Source organism: Pandoraea sp. ISTKB (genome assembly GCF_001721285.1).
In the GTDB taxonomy this organism is placed as follows: Bacteria; Pseudomonadota; Gammaproteobacteria; order Burkholderiales; family Burkholderiaceae; genus Pandoraea; species Pandoraea capi.
In genome coordinates this window covers 76,028-98,188 of record NZ_MAOS01000061.1, presented here as the reverse complement: position 1 = coordinate 98,188, position 22,161 = coordinate 76,028, and the positions used below count along the sequence as shown (strand labels likewise).

The following is a 22,161-nucleotide window of genomic DNA, read 5'->3' as shown; positions in this document are numbered from 1 at the left end:
GTCAGGCCTTGAGCGGGAAGACCGGCGCGACCTGACGGTAGCTGTCCGGCAGAATCACCTTGATGTCGCCGCCGGAGACCTGCGTGAGCAGCGGCTGCGCGCCCGTGTTCTGGCCGTTCACGAACTTCGTGGGGCCGTACGGCATCAGGTGATCCTTGAAGGTGCTTGACGTCAGCGCCGCCGTAATCGCCGCACGATCGACCGACTTCGCGCGTTCGATGGCGTCGGCCAGCAGCATCATGGCGGTGTACGTCATGAAGACTTCGTAGCTGAAGAACGCGCCCTTCGCTTCCGTGCGCTTCTTGAGCGACGCCACGCGCGGGTCTTTCGGATTGAACCAATGGTTGCAGTCGATGATGCCGTCGGCGATATCCGGAAACTCCTTGAGGAATTTGTAGCTCGACGCCGCGCCGCCAAGCACCGAGTAGATCGCTTTCGGGCGGACCTTCTGTTGCTTCATCGCGCGCAGCAGCAAGGCGTACTCGTTGTAGTAGTTCGCCGGGATCACGATGTCCGGGTTCACCGAGCGCATGCGCAGCACGATGTTGTTGAAGTCGCGCGTCGGGTTGGCGTGCTTGATGACCTCCTTGACCTCGAAGCCGCGTGCCGGCAATTCCTTTTGCAACAAGGCCGCCGTGCCGGTGCCGAAGAGCGATTCCTCGTGCACGATCATCACGGTCTTCGCGGGTTTGCCTGCGGCGTCGTTCAGGGCGGCGAGGTCGTCGACCGCTCGCATCGAGCACATGCGGTAGCCCGGGCCGAAACGGAAGGTGTTCGTCAGACCGCGCTCGACGATCTGGTCGGCCACACCGACGTCCACCACGTGCGGCAGACCGTACTTCGCGGCGGTCTGGGTCGTCGCGAGACAGATAGCCGATGCATACGCGCCGACAATCGCCGATACGCCCGCCTCGTTCATCTTTTCCACTTCTGCCGAGCCCGCTTCGGGCCGCGACTGGGCGTCGCCGAGCACCGCTTCGATGGGCGCCCCGCCGAGCGACTTGATGCCGCCTGCAGCGTTGATGTCATCGATGGCCAGCAACGCGCCGAGCCGGCACTGCTGGCCCGAATACGCGAGTGCGCCGGTGACCGGATGCAGCACGCCGATCTTGACAGGCTTGCCCGCAGCGCGAGCGCTCCAGGGTGCGGTGGTGGCTGCGGCAAGCGCAGCAAGTGCGGTGGACTGACGCAGGAACGTGCGACGCGAACTCATTGACGATTCTCCGGACTTGATCAGTGGAATTGGGCAGATAGTTCTTCGCTCACCCAGACCTTGGCGTCGATATCGCCAACGCGCGAGAGCTGGAGCTGGTACTGATAACGATCGGGGCGATACAGGCCTTGCAGCAGTTGCACCGGACGCTCGGCGACATCGCGCACGAGACGTGTGACGGCAAGCAACGCGGAACCGACGGCGATGTCGAGATGGCGCGCCACGACGGCATCGGCCAGGCGTGCGGAAATGGTTTGCGTAGCGGCCCCGAGTTCGACGCCGGCCTCTTCGAGCAGCATGAGCATCGGCTTGCGCTCAAGGGCTTCGCGTCGAATCTTCGCAATGCTCTCCGGCACATGCGTCGTGATGTACGAGAGCGGCCCGGCCTGCGTGCTACGCACACGAATGCTCTTGTAGACCGGCGCGCCGGGTTCGAGCGCCAGAGCTTCGGCCACCGCTTCGCTCGCGCCGACCACCGACGATTCGAGCACGGCCACGCTCGTGCGCAACCCCATGTTCACGATGTTCTCGAGCAGGCCGGTGAGGTGTGCCTTTTCACGCGAAATGCCGGGCGCCTTGCCACCGCCGGTGCGCTGCCCCGCATGCAATGGCCAGGTCCCGAGGCCGGGACGGCGCACCACCAGTCCATCGGCCACGAGCATTTCCATCGCCTTACGGATCGTGATGCGCGCGACACTGAACTGGTCGGCAAGCAGGTGTTCACCGGGAACGCCGTCGCGATCGAAGCGTCCCTCCTGCAATTGCTCACGCAGTACGAGATAGATCTGGTGGTACTTCGGCAGCGGTAGTGGGGTATCCATGCGGCGATTCTGGAAGTGTCATAATGTCCGGTCAATAGAACAAATGGGCCGCAAAATGTCCTATCGGGAAAACACCTAAGCAACTGCTGAATTGTGAAGTTGCTGCTGGCAAACCCAGATACGGCAAGGGGTTCCACGATGCGGCGCAGCATTTTTCGATGCTGCGCCGCATGCGTTTGGATAGAACATTTCGGTGGCGAGCACGCCCGGATCAGAAGCGATGACGCAGGCCGACGTAGTAGCTCATCTGGTTATCGAAGCCGTTGAGTTTCACGCCGTTGCCGCCGGTCCAGTTGGTCGTGGTCGTACCGAAGAGCCCTGACCAGCCACCGTCGACGCGCTCGTAGGCGGTCGCGAAATACACGTCGGTGCGCTTGGACAGGAAGTAGTCGACGACACCGTAGACGGTTTGCCGTTTGCCGCTGAAGTTCACGGCGGACGTGTTGTCCTGCATGTACGCCAGAATGAACTGCCACGTGGGGTTGAGCAGATAGCTCACGCCCAGCGTGAAGAACTGATCGCGGCGTGCGGCGGAGAAGACCGAACCGATCGCCGCGACTGTCGTGGGTGTGGCGGCAGTGCTCATGTTGGTGATCGATGCCGAATCGACGCCGCCGTTGGTCACATCGAAGCCCGGATCGCGCTGGCTTTGCAGATAGTCGGCGTGGAATTTCCACTGCCCGTAGCCCACTTTCGCGCCCAGCGACCATGTCTTGGCGGTACGGCTTTGCGAGTCGTGCGTCTGCTGCAACTGTCCGGTGAAGACGTTGCCGCCCTGCTCCCAAGACACGCCACCCGAAGCCGACGAGCGCGCCGACGCCTGCCCGGCAATCCCCCCGAACGCGTATTGCAGGTTCATGCCGAACGGGCCGAACTTCTTTGTCCAGGTGAGTGCGTTGTTGTAGCGCTGACCGGTGAGGAAGACGAGCCACGAGTTCGTGGGGGGTGCGCCGATGAAAATCGGATCGACCATCGAGATGGCCACGACGGCACCGGTGTATTGACGACCGAGGGCGACCTCGCCCCAGACGCCTTGCAGCGCGACGAACGCCTGACGTCCGAACAACTGACCTTGCTGATCGAAGGTGCCGGCTTGCGAGTTGAATCCGTTTTCCAGCACGAAGCGGGCTTTCGTTCCTCCGCCGAGGTCTTCGATGCCTTGCAGGCCGAAGCGGCTGGCGGAGAGGAAGCCTTCGCCGGCCTGGTTGAGGGAAACGACTCGCCCGCCGGTGGGGCTCGAATGGTTCTGCGACACGACGGCCGCTTCGATCACGCCGTAGAGCGTGACACTCGATTGGGCGAAGGCGGGTGCAGTGGCACTACCGAGTGATACGGCAGCGCAGGCGAGAGGCAGGATTTTGCGTGTGATGTGACTCATGAGGCTTGGCGTCTTTCTTTTGTTGAAGAAAACAGGGGCCCCACGACGCCGTGGTGTGACCGACTCGCGGGAGCCGATCAAACGCAAGGGCGCACGATCGCACGCCGTGCGCGATAAAGCGCACGCCGGACGTTAGGGGCGAAATGGAATCGAATGGAATCGAAGCGGGTTCGAAGCAGCTTTGAAGCGGGTTCGAACCCAGAGAGCCGTGCGCGCACTCACGCAGTGAGTCGCCATGTCTGGCGCACGGTCCCGAGGGCGGCTTACTCGCGCAGAACGCGATACGTCGCGCGCCGGAGGGCGGACGTCTTCATGAGCGGATCGGGTCGAGTCATCATGGCCCTGACTCTAGGAGCGACAATTTGTAGCGTCAATGGAACAAACGACGCAGGCGGTTGTTCTATCGGGAAATTCCTGAGGACGTTGTCGCTCGGGCCTTCGCCCGAAACGTTTTTGCTATACTCTTGCCCTCGCGTCGAACTTGGATGCGCCAACGCGTTCCTACCTGCACAATCGATGCCACTGTCGCTCCTCCTGCTGTAGCAATGGCGACGTGAAATAGCAGGTAATGAGGTGTTCCGGAGTGGTACGTTAGGGGTATCACAATCGCCCGGAAAGCCTCATAAACAAAGCGGCACCTTTGATTGAAAAGGGTGTCGCGCTACTGGATAGCATCCAGTCTCTCCCTGTAGTTCAATGGATAGAACAAGTGCCTCCTAAGCGCTAGATGCAGGTTCGATTCCTGCCGGGGGGACCAAAAGACGCTATCGCAGACGTCACCTCACCGCATTCCCAAACGAAAAACGCCCCGTACAGCGATCGCTGCCGGGGCTTTTTGTTTGCTGTTTCGTTTCCGTCCGACACGACGCTCGCCCATCGCCTCATCTGAGCGCCGCCACACGCCCAAACGGCAACCACCTTCCAGCGCCCTGCTTTACGTCCATTCGTTAGAGATCAACGGAACGACTAATGGTTTATACCTAATCCACGCCTAATCCTAACGAAAGTACACACCTAATCCCTTCGTAATCCCCACTAAATTTGATAGGGTCTACGCAAATTACGCCCGTGCTAGCATGCGGCGCGGAATGTTCTTACGGAGCATTTCAGCATAGGAGTCCTACCCTAAATGACTTTCACTCCTGCTTTTTTGGACTCCTGGCATTCGGCGGCGTCACCGACTTGGCCGAAACCCAGGCTTCATGCGGGTGCGGCAGCGTCGCCCTTTCCAGAACAACATTCTAAAGAACTAGGAAAATGGCACACCATCTCGTAAAAATCTCCGGTCTGCTGCTTGCGGCCGGCATCATGGCGGGTTGCTCGACCATGAACCAGGGGAGCAGCAGCGCCAAGACGGCAGCCACCGGTTCGGCCGGCGGCGCAAACTCCGAAAACGCCAACTCCACGCTCGAGAAGTGCGATCGCCCGCTGGGTACGATCGCCGTCATCGAAGACACGTCCGCGCCGTGGTACGGCGTGCTGACCGGCCAGTACAAGCTCGGCTCGACCGTGCCGGTGCTCAAGCTCCTCGTCCAGCAATCGAACTGCTTCGTCGTGGTCGATCGCGGTCGCGGCATGAACACCATCATGGGCGAACGCTCGCTCCAGGAATCCGGTGAACTGCGCGGCAAGTCGAACTTCGGCAAGGGCAAGATGGTCGCCGCCGACTACGCGATCAGCCCGTCGATCACGTTCACGAATAACAACGCCGGCGGTGCCGGCGCCAGCCTCGCCGGCCTCCTGCCGGGCGGCATCGGTTCGGCCATCGGCGCACTCGCCGGCAGCATGAACTCGAAGGAAGCCAGCACCCTGCTGACCGTCATCGACAACCGCTCCAGCGTGCAAATCGCCGCCGCAGAAGGCAGCGCCTCGGCCATGGACTTCGGCGCGCTCGGTCGCATCGTCGGCAGCTCGGCTGGCGGCTCGCTCGGCGGCTACTCGAACACCGCCGAAGGTAAGGTCATCGTGGCGGCATTCACCGACTCGTACAACAACGTCGTGCGCGCCGTGAAGAACTACAAGCAACAAACCGTCGCCGGCGGCCTCGGCACGGGCGGCCAGTTGACCGTTCAGGACGACGACGCTCCGGCACCCGCCAAGAAGGTCGTCCGCAAGAAGAAGTAATTCGACGTTACCCGCACTCCCCCCTCAAACCCGGCTTTTTTGCCGATGTTTGAGGGGCGAATCCGATCTCCGCAGATCGAAAACCCCATCAGACAGCATCGCCTCGCCAGACCTCCCGGGATGACCACCCGACGGCCGATCTGATCCCCTCGCCCGATCTGCTTCAAATATCAAATATTTTGCCGTCCGGCAAACGAATCGGCCCCGTGGGCAAAGACCCCGGCACAGCCGCACCCCGCTACGCCCCTATCATTCACTTCGTGCCTTCCCCCAGCATTCTCCGGCCGTAACGTTGCCGCGCGCCTGTCGTCCGGTGCCGCGATCCCCACCATTTTCTGTTCCCTTCTCGATGCCAGGATTCGTATGACGAAGCCTTCGCAGCGCGCAGTCCCGACAACCGACGCCAGCGACGCCCCCGCCGCCAAAGACATCGCCCATGCCTGGGCCCAGATCGGCGCCGCACTCAGCCCTCACCCGGATTGCCCACTGCCGAATTGGGCCGGTGGCGGCGACACGCTGCATCAACATCTGCTCGTCATCGGCACCGGACATGACGCCGAGATGGTCAGCCAACTGCGCCATCTGGAAACCGCTGCCGCCCGGTTCGGCAAAATCGGCTTCGTGGGGCCGGCCGATGCGCGCCGGCTCGTCGAATGGTCGATGGGGGATCGGGTTGTCGTACTCTCGCGCATGCCGCGCGACGTGTCGGACTGGGATCTTCGCTGCCCGCTTGCCACGCTCGCCAGAACGCTCGGGCCACAAGCCGCGCATGCCCACGCGGGACGCCCGTTTCTGCGCGTGGCAAGTACCGCAGCACGCCATTGGCGTGACCGGCTCGCCGCAGCGGCGCAGCATGGTTTCTGTGTGGGTTTTGCCGGACTGGAAGCCTTCGCGGACAACACACGAATGGATTCGATGGGAAGCGCCTCGCGACTGATGTCGCTAGCGCCATTGCTGCGCGTGCCCGGCGTATCGTGGATACCGCTAGGGCAGCCCGGAGATGAAGCGTCTGCCGCAATTCCGCCGGAATCCGTCGACTGGATCGACTGGCGCGCCGACTGCGACGACCTCGCCGACGCGGCGTCGCTCATCGACAATCTCGATCTGGTGATCTCGCTGAATGCGGTACACGCCCATCTGGCCGAAGGCCTAGGCGTCCCCGTCTGGCGTCTGGGTGCTGCCCGGTCGGCCGCCTCGAATCGTGATGATCGACACGACGCCCACTTCGGCACCGACGATCGCTTCTCACCGGACGACCTGCGCCACTACCAATTGCCACCCGCCGCCGACGACTGGCCCGGGGCGGTAGACGCCGCCGCCACAGCGCTGCTCGCCATGGCAACGGAGTTTGAAGGCTGGACACGCTGATCGCCCCGTCAACATCTGCACAGCGCCGGCGTTGAAAGGGCGCACGCGTGCCTCTCAGCGGAAGCGGGTCCTAGCAGGGCTTGCAGCCGCACCGGACACGTCCGTGATCGCCGTACCAACACAGACAGCGCGGCGCGGCGTTGGCAGACTCACGCCGCCCAGCGATCGCCCACTTGGGCCGTTTTGACCCACGTCATGAACGCCGAGGCCTCGGGCGTATCCGCCGGTGCCGACCAGCTCGCGTAATCCGCCTCGACGAACGGACGATACGGTCCGTGCTTGACCTCGAAGATCACCGCGCCCGGATCAAGCGACAGCATAGTGTGATGGGTACCGACCGGTGTCTCGACCACGCTCGTGTCTTCCCCCAACACCACACGCCCCACAACGACACCCGCCGCATCGAACGTCAACACGACGAATCGTCCGCGCAACGCCGTGAGCAACTCCCACGTGTGGTGATGCAGATGCGGACGAATATAGGTCTCAGGCTCCATCGCAATCGCCAGACGCTGAATCGAATCGTCCAGCGATTCGTGCAGGTTCTGATTCATACGGGCACGGGGCGATTGCGCAGCTTGCCCGGTCAACGCGTCGAGCGCGGCAAAGGTCAACGTTTTCATGGGGATATTGTGATGTGAGGGGTGATGCGTCAGACAGACGGCAACGGCCACGAGTGTAGCAAATCGCCCCACCCCGTCTGCCCATAAAAAAACCCGCCAATTGGCGGGTTTTTCAACTTCGCACTGCATTGCGCCAATACGGCGCAACCGGTGCTTAGTACATCTTCTTCTTCAGGGTCTGGCTACGCAGACGCTTACGCAGACGGGCCACGGCAGCAGCCTTCTTGCGCTTGCGTTCAGCCGTCGGCTTTTCGTAAGCAGCGCGTGCCTTGACTTCCTTGATCAGGCCCGTGCCGTCGATGGCGCGACGGAAACGACGCAGTGCGACTTCAACGGGTTCACCGTCTTTGATAACGATCTTGGTCATGCAATATCTCGAATAGTGATTCGGCCCATAAGAGCCGTAAATTTGATTTACCGCGCAAAGACACCATTCCCCGCCCTGCCGGAGACATCCCCCAGGCCAGGCGCGACGAACGGACTTGCTACGGACTGCACTACACCACATCCGGCGGGACCGCGACTCACCTCCTCTGCGATCTCCCGATTGGCTTTCGACCCCCAGCTCGCTATCTGCGAACCCGGTATCGCGCCTTCCAGACTGGCTGAACGGTTGATTGATGGCGAAGCGGCGTACTCATCGTTCGTCAGTGAGCCCCGCTTCCCGCAATGCCCATATTTTGGACAAGGTCGTGATTATACACAGAAAGGACGTCAAATGCACACGATTTGCTGCCCCTCCATGTAAAACGGGCTCTGCCAGCGCATGGCAGAGCCCGTTCCGGGCAGAGAGGACGTCAGTCGCCCTCCCCGCCAATCAAGCCGAAATCGCGGGATTCCGCCTGAAAAGTCGCTTAGAACTTGTGACGCACGCCAGCGATCACGGCGATCTGCGACTGCGCGCCGGTGCCCGTCGGGCCGCCAACGTTGTCGATCGCGGCAACGACTGCGTCACCCGTAGCGCGCTGGTACACGCCGTTCAGGTACGTTTCGGTGCGCTTGCTGAACGCGTAGGTCGTGCCGGCGTTGACCTGGAACCAGCGCGGCTTCGTGCCCTTCGAGATGCCCGACAGCGCCGTTGCACCGCCCACGCTGCCATCGCTGTAGATGAACGCCAGGCCGCCCACCAGATTCGGAGCAATCTGGTACTTGCCGTTCAATTCGAACGTGTTCACGCGGATCGACGACTGGTTGACGTACTTCACCTTGGCGTAGCTGTACACGAAGCCGATCGTGGCCGCCTGGATCTGGTACGAAACACCTGCCGCAGCGATGTCGTGCTTGTCCACGGCGCTCGTGTAGAAGATGTCCGTGGCGCTGGAGTAGTCGTTCGACACGGCGCCCGAGGCGTTAGCCGTACCCGGGCTCGACAGGTGCATGTAGCCGAGGGCCGCGGTCAACGGGCCATTCGCGTACGAAGCGCCGAGGCTGAAAGCGTTGTTGTGCGAGAAGCCCGTGCCGTTGCCGGTGTTCGGCTCATTGCTGAAGCCGTACAAGGCGCCGAACGAGAAGCCGCTGTAGTTCGCGCTCGTGTACTTGACCGAGTTGTTCACGCGGAACGAGTTGTACAGGTTGTCGATGTCGCCGATGTGCGCGCCGTATTGCGTGGCCCACTGCTTGGCGGACGTGAGCGGGCTCACGAAGTCCACCACGGAGTCGTACTGACGACCGATCGTGACCGTGCCGGCTTGTGCGCTTTGCAGACCCACATATGCCTGACGACCGAACATGCGGCTGTTTTGCAGCATCGTGCCGTTCATCAGGTTGAAGCCGTTTTCCAACACGAAGACAGCCTTCAGACCGCCGCCCAGGTCTTCCGAACCCTTCAGGCCCCAACGGTTGCCCTGACCAATGCCGCTCACGGCCTGGAAGTTGTGTGCACCCTTGGCGTTCAGACCGGTGGCGACGTTATTGACGTAGGCAACGCCTGCATCGATCACGCCGTACAGCGTCACGTTGGTCGTCGAGCTTTGCGCCATTGCCGGCGCGGCAACGGCGAAGCTGGCTGCCGCCAGCGCCGTGAGTTGGAAGCGCTTCATCTTTATCCTCTTTGATAGTGGTCTTATATTTGTGGCCTGCCACGCAGGCGTCTCCTGCCAATATCGGCCGCCTCGTTCCGTGTGACGACGATGCTGCAACCGCATATGCAATGGAGTACTCACCAAATGACGAACGGTGCTTTCCATATTAAGGAATAGCACCGCCGGTCACTTGCAAGCGGGTGCATTCTGACACGTTAGCGTCACACTTCGCACGTCAGTGGTGCATTTGCAACACATGAAATATGCGGCATATGCAACGCGCGGCATCGATGATTCGGTGCCCTTGATAACGTCCATCACCGGCTCGCAATATGCGGTGCGACTTCGCATCGATGCCCGCGCACCAGCCCCCCACGGCAAATATCAACGACGCAATGAAAAACGGCGCATCGCCGGATGGCGTGCGCCGTTTCAGGTATCGCAAATGTCGGAAACGTGATCTTCGATCGGTAATGCGTGACGGTCAATTCACCCGCGGCTAGACGACGCCATTACGCGCCGATGCGCTGACGCGAGGTCGCGGCGGCACGTGTCACGGGCTTGCGCGCGCGGGCCGGTGACTTGACCGGTGCGGCACCGTTGACGGCCTTCGCCGACACGACAGGTTTCGGTGCCGTCGCTGCCTTCACTGCCTTTGCCGGCTTGGCGACCTGGTTGTCCTTCTCGCCCTTCTCACCCTTCCCAGCCTTGGCCACCTTCACGACCTTGGCCGGCTTTGCCGCTTTTTCCGCCTTCGGCGCTTTGGCTGCCTCAACCGCCTTGACGGGCTTGACCGCCTTGACGGTCTTGCCCTCCGACTTCACCGCCTTCACACCTTTCACCGCTTTCGCGCCCTTCGCAGGCTTCTCGTTCTTCACCCCGACAGCCCCCACCGCCGGCTTCGCGGCGGTCTTCGGCGCAGCCTTCGCAGTAGCAGCCAGTTCGAGATCGATGGTGTGTTTGAGGCCGGCGATCACCGGCGCGGCGAGATCGTCCGCAAAATGATCGAACCAGCGCTTGGCTTGCAGCAGCTTCTTTCCGCCGAGACGTCGCTTGTGGTCGTCGTCGCTGGCGATCACCTTGGCGGAGAGCCGCGCGCGCCCCTTCGAAAGGCGTTCCAGAACGGTAATGATGGTGAACCCGCGATGCGACGTCTTCTGCTCGGCAGACATACTGGCCTCCTGATGTACCTGCGCCTGGGCAGGCCCGGATTAGGTCGAAGCCACGATCGGAATCCTCGTGGATGCAGTCGATGCTACCACGCCGCAATGTACGTGCCAGCAAGCCTGCGGCGTTCGGCAGACTCAGTGTGTTGCCGACGCCACGTCGGGAGGTCTGGGCGGTTCAGGCGCCTGCGCGAAATACTGAACGCTGGCCGGAATCGCAAACCGGATGTCCTGCGCCAGAAACGCACGCATGAGCGCAAGGTTGATGTCCTGCTGCAAGTCCATATAGAGGTTGTAATCCGGACTGAGCACAAAGTAGACGACCTCGAAGTCGAGCGAACTCGCGCCGAACTGCTTGAAGTGCGCGCGATCGAAGCGCGTTTTGCCCGACGCCTGCACGACCTCCTTCACCAGCGCAGGCACCATCGCGAGCTTGTCGGGCACCGTGTGATAGCTCACGCTGAACGTGAACACGATACGTCGCTCGGACATGCGCTTGTAGTTGTGCAACGTGTTCTTGAGCAATTCGGTATTGCCGCAGACGATCTCCTCGCCGCTCAGGCTGCGAATACGCGTGGTCTTGAGCCCGATGCGCTCGATCGTCCCCGCCACGTCGCCGAAGACGATGAAGTCGCCCACTTCGAAAGGCTTGTCGAGCCCGATCGCCAGCGACGCAAACAGGTCGCTGAGCACGTTCTGCACGGCGAGCGCTACGGCCACGCCGCCGATACCGAGGCTGGCAACGAATGCCGTGATGTTCACACCGAAGTTCGCCAGCATCGCAAGCAGCAGTACGGCCCAGGCAAGCACACGCACCGTCCACGCTGTCATGGTGACGATCACCGGGTTATCCGGCACGGTGGCGCGATGCTGCATACGACGCGTCGACCACGCGCCGACCGCGCGATTGACCCACAGCGCGAGTTGCAGGCAAAAGAGCACGGTCCAGCCATGCACGATGGCGGTGTCCCACTTCTCGCCGAGGTCGAGCATCTTCAGGCCGATGAGCAACGCGGCGACGAAGATCACGAAATGGCGCGTCGCCCCGAGCACCTCGGCGAATACGCTGGCGGCCGGCGATTGCAAGCGTCTCGACAGCGCCCCGAATCGTCCCAGCGCAAACCGCAACACGCCGGTCAGAATGCCGTAGCTCAACAACATGGCGACAGCCGCGAACAACCAGTCGGCCGGTGAAATGCCTTCGAAAGCCTTAAGCGATGTGAGGGTACCGATTTGCAAGCGTGTCCTCCCTGCGTGGGCGTGCGTGGGCGTCGGTAGACGCGCGTCGACGAAAACGTCGATGCGATCGACAGAGCAAGGTGCGTGCCGAGTGGAAGATCAGGCGACCGGACGACCGGGATTCAGGTCGTTCTGATACGAGGCAGACACGTTGGTTCCGGGGAATATCCAACGCATGGGAACGCGCACGCCGGTGTGAGAAACACTGGCCGACGTGCGCCTGAAGCGGCACAAGCCTCCAAAAAATTCCCTGTCGATGAAAAGAATGGGGGGGCCGATGCCTGACCATCGCCCCGATCAGTTCAGCCGTTGCCAGATGGAAATCGGCACATCGCCATTGGGACGCGGCACCACGCGATAGCTCAACTCATTGCCCTTGAGCTCGAAGTTGCGCTTCTGTTGCTCGCCCTCCCAATTCGGAAAGGACGCGTTCTGAATGTGAAACGTCAGCGTGCCCTTCGCCGAATCGACGCTGATGGTGCCGATGTGGGTACTCGATCCCATCACGGCCGCCTTGTACTCCTCGGGCGTTCCCGTGGCCTTGTCGCCGGAAGTGAACCGGGGGCGCTCCGCCTTGAAAATCTGCAACGAGTAATGGCCCTGCGCATCGATCAGCAAGAATCCCTTGGGCGCGGCGCCGTAATCCCGACCGCGCGAACCATCAGGATGCTGAACGTCGGCCGCGACCAGCGTCCACGTTCCCACGAACGAAGGATCGATGGCAGCGGCGTCTGCGCGCGTGGCAGCCGCCATCAATGTGCACGCCGATAACGCGGCGACGAACATGCTGCGCTTGAAAATCGTCTGGCTACTCATACCGAAAATTTCTCCATGAACGCGTTCCATGACAGGTCGAAATGGCACGCAAAGAATGGCCTGATCGGTCGAGGCGGAGGTACGTGACGAGCGCCACCGAATCCATGGCCCGCACAAATGATAGCCAGACGAATCGTGCAATGAATGCGATAATTCAGCACCAACCATTCGGAAAAACTGAACGATGCCGTTACCTAATCTCGATATGGACGCGCTCCGGACGTTTCTCGCAACCCAGCAGCTCGGCAGCCTGAATCGCGCCGCCGAGCGGATCGGCCGCTCGCAATCGGCGGTCAGTCAGCAGATGCGCAAGCTGGAGGAACAGGTCGGGCATCCGCTATTTCGCCGACAGGGGCGCGGGCTCGTTCTGACAGACGCCGGCGACATGATCCTTTCCTACGCGCACCGCATTCTCGATCTCAACGACGAGGCCGTGCTGGCGGTGCGCGGCGCCTCCATCGAGGGCGTTGTCCGCTTCGGCCTGCCGGGCGACTTTGCCGAAACGTGGCTCCCGGCAGCGCTCGGACGGTTCAAGAAAACGCATCCGGTAGTGCGCGTGGAAGTTGCCGTCGAGCGAAACGGCGTGCTGCTCGAACGACTGGATCGCGGCGAGCTCGATCTCGCGCTCGTCATGGGCAACGAGCACCGTCCCGATGCCGAACCGCTGGCGACACTGCCGATGACGTGGATCGGCCCGGCCGACACGGACGCCGTCGTACGTCCGGGGCATGCACTGGATCTCGCCCTGTACAACCCGCCCTGTTTCTTCCGACGCGCCGGCATCGAAGCGCTCGACAACGCCAACATTTCATGGCGACTGGCCTACACCACGGCCAGTCTGCAAAGCCTGTGGTCAGGCGTTGCCGCAGGTCTGGGCATCACCTTGCGAACCGGGGCAGGCATTCCCTCGTCGCTCAGACGCCTCGGTGCGCAGGAAGGTCTTCCCCCGCTACCGTCCGTGAAGCTTTGCCTGCACGGACGGCATCAGGACACCTCGCCCGCGCTCGCACAACTCAAGCAAGTCGTGACGGAGTGCGCTGGCGAGCATTTGTCGTAAGCGGGCTAGCGCCGCGTTGCCGTGCCGAGGACGGCGCGAAGCGCCGCATGCGCGCTGTCGAGCGGCCGCCGGTCATCGTCGGCAAGATCCAGCGCCGCCGCCATCCAGGGATGGGCGTAGGCCACGACATCCGCACCCGCATCGAAGGCATCGTTCGCGGCGGCGGCGATGCGCGCATGGCACTCACGTGCCTCGTCGGCGTTGCCACTGCTGAAAAGCGCCCACGCGCGCTCGACGAGGACGACGTCGATCGACGTCGTCCTGTCGCTGGCGTACTGCTTGAAAAGCTGCCGGTTCGGTTCGATGGTGGATTCGACCGCGCACAACACCACGATCTTTCCACCAACGCGATTCGCTTCGACAGCCAGTGCGACGTCGGCCCTTACGATGGGAACCGGGGGGTGCTCGAGGCTATCGACGGCGGCGCCAAGCGTAGCGCACGTCAGGATGACGGCATCTGCCTCGGCCGCCAGTGCCAGAAGACGATGGCTCGCTTCGGCCTTCACCTCCGCCGGCATCGTCCCCGCACGCTGCACCGCCTCGCGAAGCGCCGGCCGAAGTTCATGTCGCAGGTCTTCCTCTGCAACGCCAAGACGTTTGGCCGTGTCCTCGAACAAGCGCTGGTTGCTCTGGACCGTGTGTAAAAAAGATATGCGCATTGCCTGCTCCCCTTCGTTGTCGGTCCGTCTTGCGCTTGCCGAGCGATGTCGGAAGCCGCGACGGAAATGCTTGCTTCGAGAGGATTGTTTCGGCTTGGCAATGGCCTAACAAGGCAACGTCTTTTACCGGTATGTTTTCTACCCCCCACACCCAGCACCCAACACTACTTCGCCGACACGCATTGCCCCACGACTGACGAAAGCACGTCGACGAATTCCGCGCCGACCGCCGTCAGATGGCTACGCTCGAACAAACGCAGTTCAAGCGCCGGCAGTCTGGGGAGTCCGCCCGCACTCAACGCCTGAATGCCGCGCGGCACGCGGTGCGCCGTTCGCACCGATACCCCTTGCCCGAAACGCAGGGCAGCCCACACCCCGGGCAGGCTCGGCGTAGTAAGCGCGAGCCGCCATGCGCGTTGCTTGCCGTCGAGCGCGCGCATCGCCGCCTGACGGAACAGGCACGGATGATCGAACAGCACGAGCGGCACCGGCTGGCCGGGATCGGGCCATCCGCGCAACCGATGACTCGCGTACCAGTACAGCGGCAACGTGGCGAGCAACGTACCGGCGCGCGACTGCCCTGGCTCGGCGAACGCGATGGCCATGTCGAGCTTGCCCACACGCACCTCTTCTTCGAGCGCGTAATTCCGGCCCGCCCGCACGTCGACATGCACGTCCGGACGAACCCGTGCGAACCGGGCCATGGCAATCGGCAGAATGTCCTCACAGAAATCCTGGGGAAGACCGATCCGGATCGATACGGTAGAGGCACTCGCCCCGAGCGCGACCGCCGCTTCGTCATGCAGCGCGATGATGCGGCGACCGTAATTCAGCAACGTATCGCCCGCTTCCGTGAGGACCAGCCGACGCCCCTGCCGCTCGAACAGCACCTGACCGGCCTGCTCCTCCAGACGCTTGAGTTGCATGCTCACCGCGGATTGAGATCGCCCAAGCTGCACGGCCGCACGTGCGAAGCTGCCGAGATCGATCCCGGCCACCATCGTGCGCAATGCATCGACATCAAAGCGTGTCGTCATGAATTCATCCGTTTTTGTGAAGTGTCACTTAAGATATTTTCGATATTAATAAGTATAGGATTCGAATATAGTCGACCGCAAAGTTTCCCGCCAATGAACCTGCGCACCGACAAAGGATGCAACCATGACCGACATGGCACCGATTGGATTTATCGGCCTCGGCACGATGGGCGAGCCGATGGCATTGAATCTTCGCCGTTCAGGCGCCCCGCTCGTCGTGTGGAATCGATCGCCTGAAAAGTGCGAGCGTCTGGCCGCCGCAGGCGCGGAGGTCGCGCCGGATGCGAACGCCGTATTCGCCCGATGCACGACCGTCATGTTGATGCTCATGGACGGCAAGGCCATCGACGCCGTGCTCGCGCGCGGCACGCCGGCATTTGCCGAGCGCGTCCAAGGACACACCGTCGTGAACCTGTCGACCGTGGAACCGGAGTATTCGCAGGCGCTGGCCGACGACATCCGTGCCGCCGGTGGACGCTTCGTCGAAGCGCCCGTTTCGGGCTCGCGTATCCCGGCGGAAAAAGGCGAGCTTGTCGCCATGCTGTCGGGCACGCCCGAAGACGTCGAGGCCATCAGCGACCGTCTGACGCCGATGTGCCGCCAACACTTCACCTGCGGCCCCGTGCCCGGCGCCTTGCGCATGAAGCTGGCGGTCAATACGTTCCTGATTACGATGGTCACCGGTCTGGCCGAGGCGGCACGCTTCGCCGACGGGCACGGCCTGGACATGCGCCGTTTCGCCGAGATCCTCGATGCCGGGCCGATGTGCAGCGCCGTGTCGCGCGTCAAGATCGGCAAGCTGCGAGACAACGATCTTGCGAAGCAGGCGAGCATCACCGACGTGTTGAAGAACAGCGATCTGGTGATGAATGCCGCCGGTCTGGCGGGCATCACCATGCCGCTCATGCAGGTCTGCCGTGACCTGTACGCGCAAACCGAGTCGATGGGCTTCGGCGAGCAGGACATGGTGGCTGTCGTCAAAGCCATCGAACGCGCGTCGCACACGGCTTGACGCAATACCGGAACGCATCCGCAGAGATCGAGAAAAGCCTGTGATCCAGCGGTGCTGACGGGCAAGAACGCAAAGGGGCGGAGGAGGAGACACGGTGCGAATTATCGAAGTCAGGGAACTGACGATTCCGATATCCCGCTACGCCGACAGCACCATTGCGTCTGGCGGCCTGACGACCAGTCTGGTGGCAGTGATCACCGATGTCATGCGATCCGGCGCACCGGTCGTCGGGTACGGTTTCGCTTCCGTCGGACGCTTCGGACAAGGCGGCCTGATCCGCGAGCGCTTCGCACCGCGCCTCATTGCGGCCGACACGCTGTCCAACGAAGCCGGTAACGAGTTGGACCCGCTGCGCGCGTGGTCAGTCATGATGCGGGGCGAAAAGCCGGGCGGGCACGGCGAGCGCTGCGTTGCCGTCGGCACGCTCGACATGGCGATCTGGGATGCGGCGGCCAAGATCGCCAACCGGCCGCTGTATCAGTACGTGTCGGCACGCCTGTCCCCGGCACTTCTGTCCCCTGCACTTCTGTCCCAATACGCACTGCCCCCGCGCGTTTCGGTCTATGCCGGTGGCGGATACCGCTATCCGAAGGACGATCTCCGCCGTCTGGCCGACGAGATTCGTCATTTCACCGACCTCGGTTTCACCCGCGCCAAGATCAAGGTGGGCACCGATCTCGATCAGGATCTGGCGCGCATCGATACCGCCGCCTCAAGGCTCGCAGGCGCATCGCATCTGGCCGTGGACGCGATGAACGCCTACGACCTCGCCGGCGCGTTGCGCGCTGCACGCGCGTTCGCACCGCTCGGGTTGGCGTGGTTCGAGGACATCTGCGATCCGCTGGACTTCGAAACCCAGTCGCGCGTGGCGGCGACCTACGGGCATCCGATCGCCGCCGGTGAGGCGCTGTTCTCGCGCGCCGAGGCCCGGTTGCTCGATCTGCATGGGGGATTGCGGCGAACGCAGGACATCCTCCTGTTCGATCCGACCCATTGCTACGGGCTGACGCACTACTACGAGATGGTGACCGACATGATCGGGCGCGGCTGGCCTCGCACGGCCTTCTGGCCGCACGGCGGGCACCTGTTCGGGCTGCATGTCGTGGCCGCCCTGCGTCTCGGTGGAGCGGAACTCAATCCTTCGGCTTTCGCGCCGTTTCAGGTGATGCCGCCCAGCCTGACCATCGCCGACGGCATGATCGATTTGCCGCAGGCTCCCGGGATCGGCTTTGAATTGCAGGATGACACCCGTCGGGCGTTTCGGCAGTTGCTGGACTGACAGACGGGGATACGTCGTGCAGATCGAAGCGGCACCCACGCCTCCCCGCAGCGACATCGGGCGCCTATTGGCGTGCGTGCAGCAGCGCATACCCTTCGCGCACGACGTCCATCACGCCGAAGCTCATGACAAGGCCAGCGTCGTCGAGCGCATCCAGATCCCACCATCGCGCTTCGAGCGCGTCGTCGCCCGCCACCGGTTCGCCTACGACCCAATGGCACAGCACGGCGATCAGTACGAAGTGATGGCGCAACACACCGCCCTCATCTTTATCGAGGACATCGACCGCCGTGAACGTCTTCACCGCATCGGCAGTGACCGACGTCTCCTCGAATATCTCGCGGGTCGCGGCCGCCATGATCGTCTCGCCGCGGTCGATCTTGCCGCCCGGGAAGCCCCAATACCCGGCGTCCGGTTCGTTGCGACGCCGGACCAGCAGCACGCGCTCGTCTTTGAAGACCACACCGATCGTTGCCGCAACGGGACCGACATGTTGTGGCTTCAATGCTGCCGTGTCGATTGCCGACGTCATTCCCTACCTCGCGAATCAAGAAATGGGGCAACCGTCGCGGGCACCACGATCGCTGTGATCGCGGCAATGCCCGGTCGCCATGCCGAAGTCGCAGCTTACGCGCTCAGACCAGCAACGGACAACACAACAGATCGCCACGCCACGCGATCAGATGGCAGAACAGGCTCGCGCGACCAGATCGCGCATCCACTTGTGCGAGGCGCTGTTGTCGTTGCGACGATGCCAGTAGATATCCCACGAGAAGGGTTCCGACGGAAACGGCAGCGGCCGGACCGCTATCGCCTCGGACGAGAAGCGCGCCGCCAGCTTGCCGGAGATGACCGCGATCAGATGACTTTCTTGCAGAATCGGCGGAATCAGCAGCCAGTGCGGGACTTTCGCGACGACCTTTCTTGCGAATCCCTGATCGGCGAGCACGTTGTCGACAAAGCGGATGTCCGTCGGGCTCATCGCGACACGCAGATGCTCGGCTTCGAGAAAGCGCTTCATCGTCAGCCTGCCTGCGGCCAGCGGATGATCTGCGCGCATCACGCACACCATCTGATCCATGAACAGCGGTTGCCGGCGAATGTTGGAGGCGTGCTGAAGCTGCATGCTCAGACCGAAGTCCAGCTCGTCGCTCTCCAGCCCCTTGATGGTGCGCTCCGGCGACATGTGCAGGATATCGAGCGTGACGCCGGGCGCCGATTCGGCGATGGCCGCGAGAATCTGCGGCAGCACCAGACATCCCACGAGATCCGACATGCGCGCCGTAAATTCGCGCTGCGTCGTGGCCGGGTCGAAGTTCACGTCGCTCGACATCAACCGCTCCGTCTGCCGGAGAATCTGCCGCACCGACTCCCCCAGTTCGATCGCGCGCGGCGTGGGCTCCATCGTGCCGCCGGAGCGAATGAACAGATCGTCCCGGAAGACATGACGAAGCCGTGCCAGTGCATTGCTCATGGCCGGCTGGCTCATCGGAATGCGCAACGCCGCGCGGGTCACGTGGCGCTCGCGCATGAGGGCGTCGAAGATCACGAGCAGGTTCAAATCGACAGCGCGCAAATTCATTTCAGATCCTCTCGATCAGGGGCTTTGCTTCATATCCTATATGAATGTTTGGATACTAAAAATCCATTTCATAAATAAATTAGGCCTCGATAGACTGCCCTGAGATTCGTGCAAAAGGAGACTGAAAATGGGCCTGCGTCCGTCCACCGACAACGCCCCGCATGACGATCACGGCCGCGCGACGCATGCGGCGGCGCGGCCACTCGCGGGCATTCGCATCATCGACCTGACGCGTGTGGTGTCCGGTCCGTTCGCGACCATGCATCTGGGTGATCTGGGGGCCGACGTCGTGAAGATCGAAGAACCCGTGCATGGCGACGACAGCCGCGCTTTCGGGCCGCCGTTCGTCGAAGGCGAGAGCGCGTATTTCCTGTCGGTCAATCGCAACAAGCGCAGTTGCGCCATCGATCTCAAGCATGAGACCGGCCGCAAGCTGCTGCTCGATCTCGTGGAGACCGCCGATGTCGTCATCGAGAACTTCCGTCCGGGCACGATGCAACGCCTCGGCCTCGATCTCGCGACGCTGCGCCAGCGCAACCCGCAACTCATCTACTGCGCCATCTCCGGCTTCGGTTCGCAAGGGCCGGATGCGCAGCGCCCCGGCTACGACCTGATCGTTCAGGGCGAAGCCGGGGTGATGGACATAACCGGTGAGCCCGGTGGCCAGCCGACCAAGGTCGGCACGTCCATTGCGGACATGATCGCCGGCCTGTTTGCCGTTCAGGGCATTCTCTCGGCACTTTACGAGCGCGCACAGACCGGCGTAGCGCGACGCGTGGAAATCTCCATGCTCGACGCCCTCGCCTCGCTGCTGACGTTCAACGCCGGCATTTACTTCGCGACAGGGCTATCTCCCAGCCGCCGGGGAAACGAACATCCGACCATCAGTCCCTACGAGACCTTTCAGGCATCGGACGGCTGGCTCAATCTGGGCGTGGCCAACGACAAGTTCTGGCGGCTGTTCTGCGACGTCACCGGTGCGAAGGCGCTGTTCGACGACGAACGCTTCGTCACGGCGCCGCTGCGCGTGAAACATCGTCAGGCGCTCAAGCCGTTGGTGACCGACATTCTCCGTGGCAACACACGAAGCCATTGGGTCGACAAGCTCGGTGCGGCAGGCGTGCCGTGCGGCCTGATCCGCACCGTGGGCGAAGTCTGCGAGGCGCCGCAACTCACGCAGCGCGGCATGATCGTCTCGATGCCGCACCCCGTCGCCGGCGAGGTGAAGAACATTACGTCGCCGGTGCGCCTCGACGACCAGCCGCTGAACCCGGTCCTCGCACCGCCCATGCTCGGGCAGCACACACGTGAAATTCTCGGTGCGGTGCTCGGGCTGTCTGGCGATGCAATCGATGCGTTGAACGCGCAGGGCACGGTGCGCGACCTTCTGACCCCGGCAGCACAGGACTAAATGGACAAACCAATCGACGAAGCACAGGCACGAGATGCCTTCGAGGCCGCGCTGCGCAGCTATCACCAGGATTTCGACACCTTCTTCCTGCTCAAGCTGTACGGGATGCATGTCACTTACGCCGATCAGACCTGCACCGTCACCATGACCGTGCGGGACTTCATGTTCAACCCGCAGGGCTCGCTGCACGGCGGTGTGAGCGCGACATTGCTCGACATTTCCATGGGACACCTGCTCAGGCGCGAAGTCGGCGCGGGCGCCACGCTGGCCATGAGCATCCAGTACACGCGCGCCGTTCGCGAAGGGCAAATCACCGCCACCAGCCGTTTCAGCAGCAAGGGACGGCAGATCTGTTTCCTCCAGTCCGAAGTCCGCGACGCCGACGGCAAGCTGCTGGCCAGCGCGACGTCGACCTGGAAGGTGCTTTAACGCACAAACGATGTAGTGATGCCGACGTCAACGTCGAAGGAATGCACTTGCCATGACATCTGCCGATTCGCCACGCCCCGCTTCCCTTGGGAATGCCGCGAACCTCGCCACCGCCCAGACGTTTCTGTTTGCGCCCGGCGACCGGCCGGAACGTTTCGAGAAAGCGCTGGGGTATGACGCCGACGTCGTCATCATCGACTGGGAAGCCTCGGTCATCGGCGCGAACAAAGCGCAGGCGCGTGAAAACACGGCAGCGTTCGTGCGCAACATCGACTGTCGACGCGTTGCCATCCGGCTCAATCCTTCGACCGGCGACGAGTTTGCACACGATCTCGCGGCGCTCACCCGCTTTCACAAGCGTATCGCGGGCGTGTTCCTCACGATGGTCAACAGCGCCGATGACCTGATGGCCGCCGCGAAGGCGTTACCGGCGTCGCTGCCTCGGGTCGGCATGATCGAAACGGCGCGCGGCATCCTCAACGTCGAATCGATCATCGACACCGGCAAGCTTTGCCGCGTGGCGTTCGGCAATATGGATTTCCAGACGGCGCTGTCGTTGCCCCCCGATCAGGACGTCGGCCTCTTTTATCCGAGTGCACGAATGGTGCTCGCCTCCGCCGCCGCCGGGTTGCCCGCGCCGATTGCCGGCGCCACCGAGAATCTCGCGGATCTGCAAGCCTTCGAGCGGTCGGCCCGGTTCGAACGCAATCTGGGCTTTCTGGGCAAGCTGTGCGTGCATCCGACGCAACTGCCGATTGCACGCGCCGTGTTCTCCCCTTCCACAGACGAAATCGCGTGGGCGCATCGCGTCATCGAAGCCACCCAACGCTCGCATGCCGTCATGATGGATGGCCACATGGTCGATCGCCCGGTCGTAGATCGCGCCAAAGCCATTCTGCGCCGGGCTAGCCACCGATAAACCTGCT

At 62.5% G+C, this 22,161-nt stretch carries 22 protein-coding genes and 1 tRNA gene; 11 read left to right on the top strand and 12 right to left on the bottom strand.

The genetic code is table 11. From position 1 onward, the window contains the following. Position 1: 1 nt before the first annotated feature. The 3 genes from A9762_RS22190 to A9762_RS22180 form a co-directional block, all read right to left on the bottom strand. On the bottom strand, positions 2 to 1,213 hold the full coding sequence (locus A9762_RS22190) for an ABC transporter substrate-binding protein (protein ID WP_069344153.1): 1,212 nt from the start codon (positions 1,211 to 1,213) through the stop codon (positions 2 to 4). Between the two features lie 20 nt (positions 1,214 to 1,233). Further along, positions 1,234 to 2,034 (bottom strand): GntR family transcriptional regulator, encoded by an 801-nt coding sequence (locus A9762_RS22185; protein ID WP_069344152.1) that lies wholly within the window; start codon positions 2,032 to 2,034, stop codon positions 1,234 to 1,236. 211 nt (positions 2,035 to 2,245) lie between these two features. Then, positions 2,246 to 3,412: a porin gene (locus A9762_RS22180; protein ID WP_069344151.1), complete on the bottom strand. Its 1,167-nt coding sequence runs from the start codon at positions 3,410 to 3,412 to the stop codon at positions 2,246 to 2,248. 682 nt (positions 3,413 to 4,094) lie between these two features. Between A9762_RS22180 and A9762_RS22175 the strand changes: the two genes are divergently transcribed. The 3 genes from A9762_RS22175 (at position 4,095) to A9762_RS22165 (ending at position 6,904) form a co-directional block, all read left to right on the top strand. Next, positions 4,095 to 4,169: transfer RNA gene (locus tag A9762_RS22175), tRNA-Arg, on the top strand. Positions 4,170 to 4,669: 500 nt separating this feature from the next. Beyond that, a complete protein-coding gene (locus tag A9762_RS29000; protein WP_069344150.1) occupies positions 4,670 to 5,536 on the top strand; it encodes a CsgG/HfaB family protein in 867 nt (288 codons plus the stop codon). A gap of 363 nt (positions 5,537 to 5,899) precedes the next feature. After that, positions 5,900 to 6,904 carry a hypothetical protein gene (locus tag A9762_RS22165; RefSeq protein WP_069344149.1) on the top strand — a complete coding sequence of 335 codons (1,005 nt, stop codon included), beginning with the start codon at positions 5,900 to 5,902 and terminating at the stop codon, positions 6,902 to 6,904. 149 nt (positions 6,905 to 7,053) lie between these two features. Here A9762_RS22165 and A9762_RS22160 read toward each other — a convergent pair whose 3' ends face one another. From A9762_RS22160 to A9762_RS22150, 3 genes are all read right to left on the bottom strand, one after another. Beyond that, positions 7,054 to 7,527 (bottom strand): WbuC family cupin fold metalloprotein, encoded by a 474-nt coding sequence (locus A9762_RS22160; RefSeq protein ID WP_069344148.1) that lies wholly within the window; start codon positions 7,525 to 7,527, stop codon positions 7,054 to 7,056. A gap of 154 nt (positions 7,528 to 7,681) precedes the next feature. Beyond that, positions 7,682 to 7,894 carry a 30S ribosomal protein S21 gene (rpsU, locus tag A9762_RS22155; RefSeq protein WP_010806331.1) on the bottom strand — a complete coding sequence of 71 codons (213 nt, stop codon included), beginning with the start codon at positions 7,892 to 7,894 and terminating at the stop codon, positions 7,682 to 7,684. Positions 7,895 to 8,381: 487 nt separating this feature from the next. Beyond that, positions 8,382 to 9,566, bottom strand: coding sequence for a porin (locus A9762_RS22150; protein WP_069344147.1), 1,185 nt, complete (start codon positions 9,564 to 9,566; stop codon positions 8,382 to 8,384). Between the two features lie 238 nt (positions 9,567 to 9,804). On the opposite strand from A9762_RS22150, the gene A9762_RS22145 reads away from it, so the two are divergent. Next, entirely contained in the window at positions 9,805 to 10,008 is a 204-nt protein-coding gene (locus A9762_RS22145) for a hypothetical protein (RefSeq protein WP_139133345.1), read from the top strand. A gap of 52 nt (positions 10,009 to 10,060) precedes the next feature. Here the strand turns inward: A9762_RS22145 and A9762_RS28995 are convergent, their stop codons facing one another. The 3 genes from A9762_RS28995 to A9762_RS22130 all read right to left on the bottom strand — a co-directional run bounded on the left by A9762_RS28995 (position 10,061) and on the right by A9762_RS22130 (position 12,769). Beyond that, entirely contained in the window at positions 10,061 to 10,720 is a 660-nt protein-coding gene (locus A9762_RS28995) for a hypothetical protein (RefSeq protein WP_069344145.1), read from the bottom strand. A 132-nt stretch (positions 10,721 to 10,852) separates the two neighbouring features. After that, positions 10,853 to 11,953, bottom strand: a complete 1,101-nt coding sequence (locus A9762_RS22135; protein WP_240493672.1) for a mechanosensitive ion channel family protein — start codon at positions 11,951 to 11,953, stop codon at positions 10,853 to 10,855. A 297-nt stretch (positions 11,954 to 12,250) separates the two neighbouring features. Then, positions 12,251 to 12,769, bottom strand: a complete 519-nt coding sequence (locus A9762_RS22130; protein ID WP_069344144.1) for a lipocalin-like domain-containing protein — start codon at positions 12,767 to 12,769, stop codon at positions 12,251 to 12,253. 184 nt (positions 12,770 to 12,953) lie between these two features. Between A9762_RS22130 and A9762_RS22125 the strand changes: the two genes are divergently transcribed. After that, on the top strand, positions 12,954 to 13,826 hold the full coding sequence (locus tag A9762_RS22125; protein ID WP_069344143.1) for a LysR substrate-binding domain-containing protein: 873 nt from the start codon (positions 12,954 to 12,956) through the stop codon (positions 13,824 to 13,826). A gap of 47 nt (positions 13,827 to 13,873) precedes the next feature. Continuing rightward, positions 13,874 to 14,470: a hypothetical protein gene (locus tag A9762_RS28990; RefSeq protein WP_170836301.1), complete on the top strand. Its 597-nt coding sequence runs from the start codon at positions 13,874 to 13,876 to the stop codon at positions 14,468 to 14,470. A 179-nt stretch (positions 14,471 to 14,649) separates the two neighbouring features. On the opposite strand, the gene A9762_RS22115 is transcribed toward A9762_RS28990, so the two are convergent. Then, positions 14,650 to 15,522: a LysR family transcriptional regulator gene (locus tag A9762_RS22115; protein ID WP_069344141.1), complete on the bottom strand. Its 873-nt coding sequence runs from the start codon at positions 15,520 to 15,522 to the stop codon at positions 14,650 to 14,652. Between the two features lie 124 nt (positions 15,523 to 15,646). Here A9762_RS22115 and A9762_RS22110 point away from each other — a divergent pair, with 124 nt between their 5' ends. Beyond that, complete coding sequence (locus A9762_RS22110; RefSeq protein ID WP_083254186.1) at positions 15,647 to 16,534, top strand: NAD(P)-dependent oxidoreductase; 888 nt, start codon at positions 15,647 to 15,649, stop codon at positions 16,532 to 16,534. 94 nt (positions 16,535 to 16,628) lie between these two features. Beyond that, entirely contained in the window at positions 16,629 to 17,813 is a 1,185-nt protein-coding gene (locus tag A9762_RS22105) for an enolase C-terminal domain-like protein (RefSeq protein ID WP_069344140.1), read from the top strand. A 64-nt stretch (positions 17,814 to 17,877) separates the two neighbouring features. Here A9762_RS22105 and A9762_RS22100 read toward each other — a convergent pair whose 3' ends face one another. Next, complete coding sequence (locus A9762_RS22100; protein WP_069344139.1) at positions 17,878 to 18,345, bottom strand: NUDIX hydrolase; 468 nt, start codon at positions 18,343 to 18,345, stop codon at positions 17,878 to 17,880. A gap of 147 nt (positions 18,346 to 18,492) precedes the next feature. Further along, positions 18,493 to 19,395: a LysR family transcriptional regulator gene (locus A9762_RS22095; protein WP_069344138.1), complete on the bottom strand. Its 903-nt coding sequence runs from the start codon at positions 19,393 to 19,395 to the stop codon at positions 18,493 to 18,495. Positions 19,396 to 19,522: 127 nt separating this feature from the next. Here A9762_RS22095 and A9762_RS22090 point away from each other — a divergent pair, with 127 nt between their 5' ends. Genes A9762_RS22090 through A9762_RS22080 form a run of 3 tightly spaced genes read left to right on the top strand, consistent with a single transcriptional unit; the run spans position 19,523 to position 22,154 of the window. After that, complete coding sequence (locus A9762_RS22090; protein WP_083254185.1) at positions 19,523 to 20,806, top strand: CaiB/BaiF CoA-transferase family protein; 1,284 nt, start codon at positions 19,523 to 19,525, stop codon at positions 20,804 to 20,806. Next, a complete protein-coding gene (locus A9762_RS22085; RefSeq protein ID WP_240493671.1) occupies positions 20,807 to 21,235 on the top strand; it encodes a PaaI family thioesterase in 429 nt (142 codons plus the stop codon). It begins immediately after the preceding gene. 52 nt (positions 21,236 to 21,287) lie between these two features. Then, positions 21,288 to 22,154: a CoA ester lyase gene (locus A9762_RS22080; protein WP_069344137.1), complete on the top strand. Its 867-nt coding sequence runs from the start codon at positions 21,288 to 21,290 to the stop codon at positions 22,152 to 22,154. The last annotated feature ends 7 nt before the right edge of the window (positions 22,155 to 22,161 follow it).

What these genes read in the sequence shown, in the direction of transcription:
- A9762_RS22190 (WP_069344153.1), bottom strand. Translation starts at nt 1,213, where the DNA reads ATGAGTTCGCGTCGCACGTTCCTGCGTCAGTCCACCGCACTTGCTGCG.
- A9762_RS22185 (WP_069344152.1), bottom strand. Translation starts at nt 2,034, where the DNA reads ATGGATACCCCACTACCGCTGCCGAAGTACCACCAGATCTATCTCGTA.
- A9762_RS22180 (WP_069344151.1), bottom strand. Translation starts at nt 3,412, where the DNA reads ATGAGTCACATCACACGCAAAATCCTGCCTCTCGCCTGCGCTGCCGTA.
- A9762_RS29000 (WP_069344150.1), top strand. Translation starts at nt 4,670, where the DNA reads ATGGCACACCATCTCGTAAAAATCTCCGGTCTGCTGCTTGCGGCCGGC.
- A9762_RS22165 (WP_069344149.1), top strand. Translation starts at nt 5,900, where the DNA reads ATGACGAAGCCTTCGCAGCGCGCAGTCCCGACAACCGACGCCAGCGAC.
- A9762_RS22160 (WP_069344148.1), bottom strand. Translation starts at nt 7,527, where the DNA reads ATGAAAACGTTGACCTTTGCCGCGCTCGACGCGTTGACCGGGCAAGCT.
- rpsU (WP_010806331.1), bottom strand. Translation starts at nt 7,894, where the DNA reads ATGACCAAGATCGTTATCAAAGACGGTGAACCCGTTGAAGTCGCACTG.
- A9762_RS22150 (WP_069344147.1), bottom strand. Translation starts at nt 9,566, where the DNA reads ATGAAGCGCTTCCAACTCACGGCGCTGGCGGCAGCCAGCTTCGCCGTT.
- A9762_RS22145 (WP_139133345.1), top strand. Translation starts at nt 9,805, where the DNA reads ATGAAATATGCGGCATATGCAACGCGCGGCATCGATGATTCGGTGCCC.
- A9762_RS28995 (WP_069344145.1), bottom strand. Translation starts at nt 10,720, where the DNA reads ATGTCTGCCGAGCAGAAGACGTCGCATCGCGGGTTCACCATCATTACC.
- A9762_RS22130 (WP_069344144.1), bottom strand. Translation starts at nt 12,769, where the DNA reads ATGAGTAGCCAGACGATTTTCAAGCGCAGCATGTTCGTCGCCGCGTTA.
- A9762_RS22125 (WP_069344143.1), top strand. Translation starts at nt 12,954, where the DNA reads ATGCCGTTACCTAATCTCGATATGGACGCGCTCCGGACGTTTCTCGCA.
- A9762_RS28990 (WP_170836301.1), top strand. Translation starts at nt 13,874, where the DNA reads ATGCGCGCTGTCGAGCGGCCGCCGGTCATCGTCGGCAAGATCCAGCGC.
- A9762_RS22115 (WP_069344141.1), bottom strand. Translation starts at nt 15,522, where the DNA reads ATGACGACACGCTTTGATGTCGATGCATTGCGCACGATGGTGGCCGGG.
- A9762_RS22110 (WP_083254186.1), top strand. Translation starts at nt 15,647, where the DNA reads ATGACCGACATGGCACCGATTGGATTTATCGGCCTCGGCACGATGGGC.
- A9762_RS22100 (WP_069344139.1), bottom strand. Translation starts at nt 18,345, where the DNA reads ATGACGTCGGCAATCGACACGGCAGCATTGAAGCCACAACATGTCGGT.
- A9762_RS22095 (WP_069344138.1), bottom strand. Translation starts at nt 19,395, where the DNA reads ATGAATTTGCGCGCTGTCGATTTGAACCTGCTCGTGATCTTCGACGCC.
- A9762_RS22090 (WP_083254185.1), top strand. Translation starts at nt 19,523, where the DNA reads ATGGGCCTGCGTCCGTCCACCGACAACGCCCCGCATGACGATCACGGC.
- A9762_RS22085 (WP_240493671.1), top strand. Translation starts at nt 20,807, where the DNA reads ATGGACAAACCAATCGACGAAGCACAGGCACGAGATGCCTTCGAGGCC.
- A9762_RS22080 (WP_069344137.1), top strand. Translation starts at nt 21,288, where the DNA reads ATGACATCTGCCGATTCGCCACGCCCCGCTTCCCTTGGGAATGCCGCG.